Origin of the sequence: Hansschlegelia quercus (genome assembly GCF_004310425.1) — a bacterium.
Classification (GTDB): domain Bacteria; phylum Pseudomonadota; class Alphaproteobacteria; order Rhizobiales; family Methylopilaceae; genus Methylopila; species Methylopila quercus.
Genome location: NZ_SIUB01000003.1, coordinates 497833 through 509594 on the forward strand (window position 1 = coordinate 497833; position 11762 = coordinate 509594).

At 69.3% G+C, this 11762-nt stretch carries 7 protein-coding genes; 5 read left to right on the forward strand and 2 right to left on the reverse strand.

Features of this window, described 5'->3' with window-relative positions:
• Window positions 1-63 precede the first annotated feature (63 nt).
• From ptsP to EYR15_RS09420, 4 genes are all read left to right on the forward strand, one after another.
• Window positions 64-2337, forward strand: a complete 2274-nt coding sequence (gene ptsP, locus EYR15_RS09405; protein ID WP_131003254.1) for a phosphoenolpyruvate--protein phosphotransferase — start codon at window positions 64-66, stop codon at window positions 2335-2337.
• Complete coding sequence (gene prfA, locus EYR15_RS09410; protein WP_131003255.1) at window positions 2334-3422, forward strand: peptide chain release factor 1; 1089 nt, start codon at window positions 2334-2336, stop codon at window positions 3420-3422. The genes ptsP and prfA overlap by 4 nt, the downstream gene beginning before the upstream one ends.
• Complete coding sequence (gene prmC / locus EYR15_RS09415; RefSeq protein WP_131003256.1) at window positions 3419-4270, forward strand: peptide chain release factor N(5)-glutamine methyltransferase; 852 nt, start codon at window positions 3419-3421, stop codon at window positions 4268-4270. Before prfA ends, prmC begins: the two co-directional genes overlap by 4 nt.
• Before the next feature lie 366 nt (window positions 4271-4636).
• Window positions 4637-5557: a DUF4167 domain-containing protein gene (locus EYR15_RS09420; protein WP_245498221.1), complete on the forward strand. Its 921-nt coding sequence runs from the start codon at window positions 4637-4639 to the stop codon at window positions 5555-5557.
• Window positions 5558-5666: 109 nt separating this feature from the next.
• Here EYR15_RS09420 and EYR15_RS09425 read toward each other — a convergent pair whose 3' ends face one another.
• Window positions 5667-6440 carry an MOSC domain-containing protein gene (locus EYR15_RS09425; protein WP_131003258.1) on the reverse strand — a complete coding sequence of 258 codons (774 nt, stop codon included), beginning with the start codon at window positions 6438-6440 and terminating at the stop codon, window positions 5667-5669.
• 191 nt (window positions 6441-6631) lie between these two features.
• Here EYR15_RS09425 and clpB point away from each other — a divergent pair, with 191 nt between their 5' ends.
• Window positions 6632-9232: an ATP-dependent chaperone ClpB gene (gene clpB / locus EYR15_RS09430; RefSeq protein WP_131003259.1), complete on the forward strand. Its 2601-nt coding sequence runs from the start codon at window positions 6632-6634 to the stop codon at window positions 9230-9232.
• A 46-nt stretch (window positions 9233-9278) separates the two neighbouring features.
• Here clpB and EYR15_RS09435 read toward each other — a convergent pair whose 3' ends face one another.
• Entirely contained in the window at window positions 9279-11249 is a 1971-nt protein-coding gene (locus EYR15_RS09435) for a M23 family metallopeptidase (RefSeq protein ID WP_131003260.1), read from the reverse strand.
• Window positions 11250-11762: the final 513 nt, after the last annotated feature.

Sequence of the window (11762 nt, forward strand, 5' to 3'; positions counted from 1 at the left end):
GACGCCCCTGTCGGGCTGAATCACAGCGACAAGCGAGGGTATTCCTCGCCCGGAGAGCGGAAGATGCGAGGCGCGTATGGCGGCCCGCGCGTGCTTTTGCGCCGGCTGCGCGAAGTCATGGCGGAGCCGGTCACCGCTCAGGAGCGTCTCGACCGCATCGTCGTGCTGATCGCCAACAACATGGTGGCGGAGGTCTGCTCGGTCTACGTGCTGCGCGGGGGCGGAGACCTCGAGCTGTTCGCGACCGAGGGCCTGAACCGCACGGCGGTCCACGCGACCATGATGCGCAAGGGCGAGGGTCTCGTCGGCCTCGTCGCGGACGAGGCCGAGCCGGTCAACCTGTCCGACGCCCAGTCGCACCCGTCCTTCGCCTACAAGCCGGAAACGGGCGAGGAGATCTACCACTCCTTCCTCGGCGTCCCGATTCTGCGGTCGGGCAACACGCTCGGCGTGCTCGTCGTCCAGAACAAGTCGCACCGAACCTATTCCGACGAGGAGATCGAGGCGCTCCAGACCACCGCGATGGTGATCGCGGAGATGATCGCGAGCGGTGAGCTCGGCGGGCCCGAAGATCCGAGCCTCGCGGGCAGGCGGCCGTCCCACGCCGAAGGCCAGCCGCTGTCCGAGGGCCTCGGCCTTGGCCATGTCGTGCTGCACGAGCCGCGCGTCGTCATCAAGAAGCTGATCGCCGAGGATTCCGCGGCCGAGCTCAAGCGGCTGGAGGACGCGCTTGCGAGCCTGCGAACGTCCCTCGACAAACTGATCGACCAGAGCGAAGTCGCCCGCGCCGGCGAACACCGCGACGTGCTGGAAGCCTTCCGCATGTTCGCGAACGATCGCGGCTGGGGTCGGCGCATGCAGGAGGCGGTGCTGACGGGCCTCACGGCGGAAGCCGCCGTCGAGCGCGTGCAGTCCGACACCCGCGCCCGTATGCAGCGCCAGACCGATCCTTACCTGCGCGAGCGGCTGCACGATCTCGACGACCTCGCGAACCGGCTGCTGCGCGAGCTTGTCTCGCCGGGCAAAGGGATGACAGCTGAGCTGACGCAACTGCCGGAGAACGCGATCGTCGTCGCGCGCTCGATGGGGCCGGCCGCGCTGCTCGACTACGATCGCACAAGGCTGCGCGGCCTCGTGCTGGAGGAGGGCTCGGCGTCGAGCCACGTGGTGATCGTCGCGCGGGCGCTGGGGATCGCCGCCGTCGGGCAGATCGCGAACGCGACCGGCCTCGTCGAGGGCGGAGACGCCATCATCGTCGACGGCGTCTCCGGCGACGTGCACATCCGTCCGACCGCGGACGTCGAGCGCTCCTACATCGACAAGGTCCGCTTCCGCGCCCGCAAGCAGGAGCAGTACCGCGCGCTCCGCGACAAGCCTTCCAAGACCAAGGACGGCGCGGAGGTCGCGCTGATGCTGAACGCCGGCCTGCTGGTCGACCTGCCGCACATCGTCGAGACCGGCGCCGCGGGCATCGGCCTGTTCCGCACCGAGCTGCAGTTCATGGTGGCGTCCTCGATGCCGCGGACCGCGGCTCAGCAGCAGCTCTACCGCGCGGTGCTGGACGCAGCCGACGGCAAGCCCGTCACCTTCCGCACGCTCGACGTCGGCGGCGACAAGATCCTGCCTTACATGCGCAACGAGCCGGAGGAGAACCCGGCCCTCGGCTGGCGCGCGATCCGGCTGGGCCTCGATCGCCCGGCCCTGCTGCGCACCCAAATCCGCGCGCTGCTGAACGCCGCCGGCGGCCGCGACCTCAGGATCATGTTCCCGATGGTCGCGAGCGTCTCCGAGTTCGACGAGGCGCGCGCGCTGGTTCGTCGCGAGCACGCACGGCTCGTGAGGCACGGCCATCCGCTGCCGTCGTCGCTCCAGCTTGGCGTGATGATTGAGGTGCCCTCGCTGCTGTTCCAGCTCGACGAGATCCTGGCGCGCGCGGACTTCGTTTCGGTCGGCTCCAACGACCTCATGCAGTTCCTGTTCGCGGTCGACCGCGGCAACGCGCGTGTCTCGACCCGCTTCGATCCGTTGAGCCCGGGCTTCTTGCGCGCCCTTCAGCGCATCGCGCAGAAGGCCGGCGAGACCGGCACGCCGGTGACTTTGTGCGGAGAGATCGGCTCCCGTCCGCTCGAGGCGATGGCGCTCATTGGCGTTGGCTACCGCTCACTGTCGATGTCGCCGGCTTCGATCGGTCCGGTGAAGGCGGCTCTGCTCGACGTCGACGCGGCAGAGCTCGCGGCTTTCGTGGAGCCGCTGCTGGCGCGGAGCGACGGGGCGCATTCGATCCGTGCGGAGCTGAAGGCCTTTGCGGCCAAGCGCGGCCTGCAGGTCGAGCCGTGAGCGCTGAACTGCCCGCCGAGAGGCTCGACCAGGTCCTCGACCGCTTCGCGACGGTCGAGCATGCGCTGGGCGAAACCACCGACGGCGCAGTCCTCGCCAAGCTCGGCCGCGAGCGCGCGGAGCTCGCGCCCGTGGTCGGCGCAATCGAGGAACTGCACGCGATCGAGGCGGAGATCGGCGACCTCGCTCTGCTCGCCGCAGACGCCAAAGGAGACCCTGAAGTCCGGGCGCTGGCCGAAGCCGAACTGCACGAGGCGCGCGAGCGCCGCGCGGCGGCCGTCGAGGCGCTGCAGCTCGAGCTCTTGCCGAAGGACGAGGCGGACGCCCGCGGCGTCATCCTCGAAGTGCGCGCCGGCACGGGCGGCGACGAGGCCGCTTTGTTCGCCGGCGATCTGTTCCGCATGTATCAGCGCTACGCCGAAGCCCAAGGCTGGACGGTCGAGGTGATGACGGCGAGCGAGGGGGCGGTCGGCGGCTTCCGCGAGATCATCGCGCAGATCCACGGCTCCAGCGTGTTCGCGCGACTGAAGTTCGAGTCCGGCGTCCATCGCGTCCAGCGCGTGCCGGCGACCGAAGGCTCAGGCCGCATCCATACCTCCGCCGCGACGGTCGCCGTTCTGCCGGAGGCGGAGGAGGTCGACGTCGATCTCGACGACAGCGAACTGCGCTTCGACGTGTACCGGGCGCAAGGCGCCGGCGGCCAGCACGTCAACAAGACGGAGTCGGCCGTCAGAGTGACGCATCTGCCGACCGGGCTGGCTGTCGCCGTGCAGGACGAGCGGTCCCAGCACCGCAACCGCGCAAGGGCGATCGCGCTGCTGCGCGCAAAGCTGTTCGACATCGAGCGCGAGCGGGTCGACAGCGCGCGCGCAGACGCAAGACGCGGCCAAGTCGGCTCCGGCGACAGGTCGGAGCGCATCCGCACGTACAATTTCCCGCAGGGACGCGTCACCGACCATCGCATCGGCCTCACCCTGCACAAGCTCGACGCGGTGATGGAGGGCAGCGGGCTCGGCGAGGTCGTCGACGCGCTGCTGGCGGAGAGCCGCGCCCGCCTGCTCGCCTCCGAGGATGCCGCGGCGTGACGCTCGGCGAGGCCTTGCGCGCCGCAACCGCAAGGCTGGGCGCGGCGGGCGTCGATAGTCCCGACCTCGACGCCCGGCTGCTCGCGCTCGAAGCGTTCCGCCTCGATCATGCGGCCCTGCTCAGCCGCGGCGGCGACGCGGCGCCTCTCGAAGGGATCGATCGGCTGGATGTGATGGTCGCGCGTCGGGGAGCCGGAGAGCCCGTGGCGCGCATTCTCGGTCGGCGCGAGTTCTGGGGGCTCGATTTCGCGCTGTCGCCGGCGACGCTCGTGCCTCGACCGGACAGTGAGACCGTGGTCCAGGCAGCGCTCGACGCGCTCGAAGGACGGGATGGTCCGCTCAGAATTCTCGATCTCGGCGCCGGAACCGGCTGCCTGCTGCTTGCGCTGCTTTCCGAGCGAAAGGACGCCTACGGAATCGGCGTCGACCGGAGCGCCGAAGCCGCGGCGACGGCCCGCCGCAACGCGCGGGCGCTTGGCCTTGGCGGTCGCGCCGCCTTCCTTGTCGGCGACTGGGCCGCCTCGCTGTCCGGGCCGTTCGACCTCGTGATCTCGAACCCGCCTTACATCGCGGCGGGCGAGATCGCCGGCCTCGACCGTGAGGTCCGCGAGCACGATCCGCATCTCGCGCTCGATGGCGGCGCGGCCGGTCTCGACGCCTACGCAGCAATCGCCCAGGACGCGCCCCGGCTGATGGGTGCGGGGAGCGTTCTGGTCCTCGAGCTCGGCGTGGGACAGGAGGCGGACGTCGCTCTCCTGGCCGCCGCGGCGGGGTTCGACGTCCGGCCCGCGAAGCGCGACCTCGGGGGCGTCCCGCGCGCGCTCGTGTGCCTTTGGCCGGGCCGCTAGGACCGCCGTCAAAAAACCCTTGGAATCCCCGGCGGCGATGGCTATGTTCGATATCGGAATCGCCCGACGCCCGCTCGACATTCGAGCCTGTGAGCGACGGGCGGATGATTTCGGAGCGCGCAGGTTGCACGACGCGTCGGCGCAGGCTCCGAAGGATCGACGCTAAGCATCGATCGCGCTGGGACGCCGTCACGAGCCTTTGGGTTCTCCGACGGTCTGACCGCAGCCACCCTCACGGCTCTCTCGCCGCGAGGTCGGCGGGTCCGGCGTATCGAACGCGCTCGGTCGCTCCCGGGCCTTTAAGGCCATCACAAGCCAAGACGAGTGTTGATCTTGAATCCTATGAGGCAAGGACAGTCGAAGCGGATGCGCGGGCGCAACCGCAATGGCGGCGGTGGCGGCGGCGGAAACGGTGGCGGCGGTGGCGGCGGTGGCGGCCGAGGCCCCAATCCGCTGACGCGCTCCTACGAGTCGAACGGCCCGGATGTGAAGATCCGCGGCACCGCCGGCACGATCGCCGACAAGTACGTCCAGCTTTCGCGCGACGCGCTGACCTCCGGCGACCCGGTCGCGGCGGAGAACTATCTCCAGCACGCCGAGCATTATTACCGCATGCTGGCCGTGGCGCAGGCGCAGTACCAGCCGAACCAGACCTTCGTGCGCGCCGACTCCGAGGACTACAATCACGGGGACGACGACGAGGAGAGCGGCGAGAACTCCAACGCCGAGCCGAACGGCCAGTCGCTCCAGGGCGGCGCCGGGGCTCCCGAGAATAACGGCCAGCAACGCTTCAACGGCGACCGCAACCGCCAAAACAACAATGGCCAGAACGGTCAGGGCGGCCAGAACGGTCAGCAGAACGGGCAAGGCGGCGAGCGCCGCTTCGACCGCAACGAGCGGCGCGACCGACCGGATCGCGACCGTTCGGAGAACCGCGGCGAGCGCCAGTTCGACCGTGGCGAGCGACCCGAGCGTGGCGAGCGTCAGCCGCGCGCCGATCGCGGCGCCGAGGAGCAGCCCTTCGTCGGCGATCTGCCGTCCTTCATCACCAAGGAGCAGCCGGTTCGCGCCGAGCCCGCGCCGGCGCGGCCGACAGTTGCGCCCGAGCCGGTCGTGGTCGCCGCCCCCGAAACGCCCCCGGTCGCTGCCGAAGCCGGTGATGACGACCAGGGCGAGGGCCGGGTCGCCCCCCGCAGCCGCCGCCGCCGCTATGGCCGCGCCCGGACGGGCGAGGGCGAAGCCGCCGGCGCCGAGCCCGAGACGGCCCCGGAAGGCGCCGCCGACTGAGCTTGCGCCGATGCGCATGAGACGAATGAAGAGCCGGGGCAGCGATGCCTCGGCTCTTTTCGTTTCGGCGTCGTCGGGAGCGAGCCGAACGTTCGGGCCCCAGCCAGCGCTAAACCAGCGCGATCTCCGCGCCCACCTCAAGCCGGCCGGAGGTCAGCGCCTCGACATAGACGCCGCAGTCGGCGTGCCCGAGAGTCTGCTGCAGCAGTTTTGGGATCCTGATGTCGCGCTCGGCGGTCGCCGGGTCGACCTCGGTCGCGGCGCACCGCACCGTCCGCTTCACCACCCGCATTCGGACGCCGCCGGATAGGAGCTCCCGGCCGGTCCACTCGAGCTCCTCCCAGGCGCGGAAGCCGGAAACCTCGAGATTGCCGCGAAACCGCAGCGGGTCGACGGAGTCTTTGCCGGCCATGCCCGCGACCGCCGCGACGCTCGCGTGGTTGATCAGCGACAGCACGCCGAGCGAGGTGTCGGAGAATGTGTGGCCGGCGGGGGCGGGAAGGACCTTGAGCGGCCCGTTCAGCTCGCCCTCCATGAAGCCGGTGAACCAATCCTCGACCGCCGCGCGGCCTTCTTCCGTCGTCAGCTTCGCCTCGAACGCGGTCGCGCCGTCCTTGGCGATGGCGAGCATGCCGCTCGCCGGATCGTAGGTCGTGCCGAGCCCGGCCAGCCGGGCGTTGCGCATCAGGCAGAGGAAGCGGATCTTCGGAATCTTGGCCGGGCTCGCGGGATCGAAGCCCGAAGGGCCGTTCTCGATCGCGAAGGCGCGGTCGCCGGCGATCGGCTTGCCGGCCTCCACCTCGACCGAGGACAGCGCCTCGGACGAAAGGCCCTTCACGGGATAGCGGCGCAAGGCGACGATGCGGCCAGTGGGGTCGGTCATGGGGTCTGATCGATATCAAAGTTTAATGCTTCAGATCGGGCCACCTTCCCCTTCCGTGGCGAAATGGCAACACCCATATCGACGCACGAGGTCGCCGATCGGGGCCTTTGCCGCCAGGAGGCGGTTATCAGTGAGGCGTCTTCAGCCGGCCCATCGCGGAGGCGGACGACGCGCTTGAGGAGGAGAGGGGCATGAACCCGGAAATCTACACAGAACGCGTCCGCGGTTTCCTGCAGGCCGCTCAAAACGCCTCGACGTCGGCGGGTCATCAGCAGCTGTTGCCCGAACATGTGCTAAAGGTCCTGCTCGACGACCCCGAAGGCCTCGCTTCCGGCCTGATCGAGCGCGCTGGCGGCCGCCCTGCCGATGCGCGCGCCACGGTCGAGGCGTCGTTGCGGAAGGTCGCGACGGTCGGCGGCTCGGGCGCCGGAAACCTTTATCTCGCCCCGGCCACCGCGCGCGTGTTCACCGCGGCGGAGGATCTGGCGAAGAAGGCGGGCGACCAGTTTGTTACGGCGGAGCGCCTGCTTACGGCTTTCGCTGTCGAGAAGGACACCGACGCCGGCAAGGCGCTGGCTGCGGCCGGCGTCAACGCGCAGTCGCTGAACAAGGCGATCGAGGCGCTTCGCAAGGGCCGCACCGCCGATTCCGCGACGGCCGAGAACGCCTATGACGCCCTGAAGAAGTATGCCCGCGACCTCACCGAGGTGGCGCGCGAGGGCAAGCTCGATCCGGTCATCGGCCGCGACGAGGAAATCCGCCGCACGATCCAGGTGCTGTCCCGGCGCACCAAGAACAATCCGGTGCTGATCGGCGAGCCTGGCGTCGGCAAGACGGCGATCGTCGAAGGGCTCGCGCTTCGCATCGTCAATGGGGACGTGCCCGAATCGCTCAAGGACAAGCGCCTGCTCGCGCTCGACCTTGGCTCGCTGATCGCCGGCGCGAAATATCGCGGCGAGTTCGAGGAGCGGCTGAAGGCCGTGCTTTCCGAAGTCACGGCCGCCGCGGGCGGGATCATCCTGTTCATCGACGAGATGCACACGCTGGTCGGCGCGGGCAAGGCGGACGGGGCGATGGACGCGTCGAACCTGCTCAAGCCTGCGCTGGCGCGCGGCGAGCTGCATTGCGTCGGCGCGACCACGCTTGAGGAGTATCGCAAGCACGTCGAGAAGGACGCCGCGCTCGCTCGTCGCTTCCAGCCGGTGTTCGTCTCCCAGCCGACCGTCGAGGACACGATCTCGATCCTGCGCGGCATCAAGGAGAAGTACGAGCTGCACCATGGCGTGCGGATCGCCGATTCGGCGCTGGTCGCCGCGGCCATGCTCTCGAACCGCTACATCACCGACCGCTTCCTGCCGGACAAGGCGATCGACCTCGTCGACGAGGCGTCGGCGCGGCTGCGCATGCAGGTCGATTCGAAGCCCGAGGCGCTCGATGAGCTCGACCGCCGAATTATCCAACTGAAGATCGAGCGCGAGGCGCTGAAGAAGGAGACCGATCAGGCGTCACGGGATCGGCTGGAGAAGCTGGAATCCGAACTTGCCGGCCTGCAGGAGGAGGCCGACGGCCTGACCGCCCGCTGGCAGAACGAGAAGGACAAGCTCGGCCGCGCCCAGTCGCTCAAGGAGAACCTGGACAAGGCCCGCATCGAGCTCGAACAGGCGCAGCGGCAGGGCAATCTCGCCCGCGCCGGCGAGCTCGCCTATGGCGTCATCCCCAAGCTCGAACGCGAGCTGAAGGAGACGGAGGAGGCGGGCGGATCGGCGGGCGACATGGTGCAGGAGGTCGTGACGCCCGATTCGATCGCGCAGATCGTCTCGCGCTGGACCGGCGTGCCGGTCGACCGGATGCTGGAGGGCGAGCGCGCCAAGCTTCTGCGCATGGAGGACGAACTGGCGAAGCGCATCGTCGGCCAGGGCGAGGCGGTGCAGGCGGTCTCGACCGCGGTCAGGCGCGCGCGTGCGGGTCTTCAGGATCCCAACCGGCCGATCGGCTCGTTCATGTTCCTGGGGCCGACGGGCGTCGGCAAGACGGAGCTCACCAAGGCGCTCGCCGCGTTCCTGTTCGACGACGACCAAGCGATGGTCCGCATCGACATGTCGGAATACATGGAGAAGCACGCCGTCAGCCGCCTGATCGGCGCGCCTCCGGGCTATGTGGGTTATGAAGAGGGCGGGGCGCTCACCGAGGCGGTGCGCCGGCGGCCCTATCAGGTCGTGCTCTTCGACGAGATCGAGAAGGCCCATCCGGACGTGTTCAACGTCCTGCTGCAGGTGCTCGACGACGGACGCCTGACGGACGGCCAGGGCCGCACGGTCGACTTCCGCAACGTGCTGCTGATCATGACCTCCAATCTCGGCTCCGACTATCTCGTCAATCAGGCTGAGGGCGAGGACACCGACGCGGTGCGCGAGCAGGTGATGGGCGTGGTGCGCGGGCATTTCCGGCCGGAGTTCCTGAACCGGGTCGACGACATCGTGCTGTTCCACAGGCTGAAGCGCGCGCAGATGGGCGCGATCGTGGACATCCAGCTCATCGGCCTGCGCAAGCTGCTCGACGATCGCAAGATCGTGCTCGATCTCGACGAGAGCGCGCGCGAGTGGCTAGCGGAGAAGGGCTACGACCCGGCCTACGGGGCGCGGCCGCTGAAGCGGGTGATCCAGAAATACGTCCAGGATCCGCTCGCCGAGGGCATCCTGTCCGGCGCGATCAAGGACGGCGACCGCGTGCCGGTGACGGCGACCGGCTCCGGTCTGCTGGTCGGACGGAGGACCGTGTCGGCTGCGGCTTGAATGACGATTGACCCCTCTCCGCAAACACGGGGAGGGGTCATGCTGTTCAGCCCCCGCTCTCGCGCTCCTCGGCGCGGGCTGCGGTGGTCGGACCGCGGCCGACCAGACCGTCGATGCGCTCGCGCTCCTTCTTGAAGGCCGCGAGTTCGTCGCCGTCTAGTTCCCGGCCACGCGGCAGCTTCACCGTCATCGGGTTCACGAAGCGGCCGTTGATCAGCACCTCGTAATGCAGATGCGCGCCGGTCGAGAGGCCGGTCGAGCCGACATAGCCTACGATCTGTCCCTGCTTGACGGTCGCGCCGGGCGTCACGCCGCGGCCGATCCCCGACATGTGGTTGTAGGTGGTCTCATAGCCGTTGGCGTGGGCGAGCCGGACCTGCCGGCCGTAGCCGCTCGTCCATCCGGCCTTCTCCACCGTGCCGTTGCCCGAAGCCACGATCGGCGTGCCGACGGGCGCCGCCCAGTCAACGCCGGTGTGCATCTTGGAATAGCCAAGCACGGGGTGGCGGCGGAAGCCGAAGCCCGAGCGCATGACGCCGCCATTCATCGGCTTGCGCATCAGGAACTTGCGGGCCGATTTCCCTGCGTCGTCGTAGTAGTCGACATAGCCGTCGTCGTCCGTTTCGAAACGGTAGAAGCGCCGCTGCTCGCCGCCGACGCTGAGCGCCATATAGGCGATTTCGCCGTCACCGCCCGGCTCGTCGGGGTCGCAGTAGAACACCTCGAAATCGTCGCTCGGCGCGACGGCGCGGTTGAAGTCGACGTCGTAGGACACGATCCGCACCATCTCGTCGATCACGGGCCGCGGCACCTTGTTGCGCAGCGCCGCCTCGTAGAGGCCGTTGTAGAGCCGCATGCGCGAGCCTTCGGCCGCATCGTCGGCGCCGCCGCCCTCCTCGTCGCCGGAGGGCTCGTCGCCGAGATCGCTGACTTCGGCGACGGCGACATAATCGCCGAGGTCCGAAAGCGCGACCGAACCGACATGGTCGCCGTCCGCGTCGAACAGGCTGACCCGCACCGGCTGCAGCCGACCGAGGCCGGGCGCCGCGGAGCGGCCCATCAAGACGCGGAGCTTCTGCCCCGCCATGACGGAGGCGACGCCATAGCCGTCGCGGCCCGCGAATTTCTGCGCGACGGCCCGCGCGTCGTCCGCCTGCACGCCGGCGTCGCGGCTAAGCGCGGTCGCGAGCGGACTGTCGACGGTGACGACGATCGTGTTTTCCCCAGGAGACGCGGCCTCCGCCTTGTCCGGCGCGGCCTTGGCGACCAGCGTCATGTTGCCGAAGGTTCCGCGCGGATCGATGGAGGCGAGAACGGGACCGCCTCCGCTCTGTTCGTCCGCGAAGGCGAGGCGGCTTTGGGCGCCCGGCGCGATCTGCGCAGGCTGGTAGCGCGACGCAAGCTCGAAAGCCGCGGCCTCGCGCACCTTGGCGCGGACCTCCACAGGCGGGACCGTCGGACCTTCGTCCGGCGCGACGCGGTGGCCGGCGAGGTCGCTGACGGTGAAGGAGAGGTCGCCGTCGGCGTCGGAAATGGGGGCGGCCTTGTCGGGAGCGTTCGCGATCGCCTTGAGCGGATCGTAGCGCGGAACGGAGGCCGCGAACTCCGTCGGCGCCTGGGCAAGCGGAGCGGACACGCGCACGAAGGGGCGCATCTTCACGATCTCCCGGTCGCCGTGCCGTGTCGTGGCGCTGATCCGCATTGTCTGGCGGGCGGTCGCGGTCTGCTGCTCGGCGACCAGCCGGTCCCCCTTACGCGCGCCGCCCGTCGAGCGCGCCTCGTCTGGCCGTTTGAGCGCGGCGTAGCGCAAGGCGTCCACTATGTCGGAGCCGTCCTGAAGCGTTGAGATGATCGCGCCGCCGAGAAGCCCCGCTCCGGCAAGCCCGGTGAGCACCGTGCCCGCGAGCCAGCGCAGGCTGACGGCACGCGCATCCGGCGGGCCGGAGCCGCCGGCCGCGCTCAGCGGATCGACGCCGAGGTCGATCGAAGGCGATGCCGCCCCTTGGTTGCGCGTCATGCGTCCGGCTTGCAAGGCTTGGTGTTCCCCCGCGACTGAGGCCGCCCGTCGATCGGCGCGACCGTACTCCGGTCCGAAGCGCCATCCAACCCGAAGGCCACCTCTATAAGGCGCTCATTGCGGCGCGATCGGGGCCGGTCGCAGCCTTAAGGCCTCCGGATCGCGTGTCGCAAAAGGGCGTGGCTCAGGGGGAGCCGGCGTAGGACCAAGCGCTCCTCCGGAAGAGCGACGCCGTCGCCAGTCGCTGCATCGCCCTTACTCACGTAATCTATAGGGACCGGGATCGCCTGCGAGCGGGAGCTCGGCCGGAGTATGGGCGCGGCCGAACTTTCTCGCTCTCCGCAAGCGCTTGAGACTCTCGGGGGTGCGGCGAACAGGTTCACGCCACCGTCACTTTTTTCCAAGTCCGTCGTTGACACCCCGAAAGGTCGCGACGTATATAGCCCGCACACCGGGACGACGCCGCGGCTGATTTGCCTGGCGCGTTTTGGAACCAGTCTTTCCAGCATGGCG

Excerpts from the sequence above, each read along its gene's own strand:
- clpB (WP_131003259.1), top strand. The coding sequence starts at position 6,632 with ATGAACCCGGAAATCTACACAGAACGCGTCCGCGGTTTCCTGCAGGCC.
- ptsP (WP_131003254.1), top strand. The coding sequence starts at position 64 with ATGCGAGGCGCGTATGGCGGCCCGCGCGTGCTTTTGCGCCGGCTGCGC.
- EYR15_RS09425 (WP_131003258.1), bottom strand. The coding sequence starts at position 6,440 with ATGACCGACCCCACTGGCCGCATCGTCGCCTTGCGCCGCTATCCCGTG.
- EYR15_RS09435 (WP_131003260.1), bottom strand. The coding sequence starts at position 11,249 with ATGACGCGCAACCAAGGGGCGGCATCGCCTTCGATCGACCTCGGCGTC.
- EYR15_RS09420 (WP_245498221.1), top strand. The coding sequence starts at position 4,637 with ATGCGCGGGCGCAACCGCAATGGCGGCGGTGGCGGCGGCGGAAACGGT.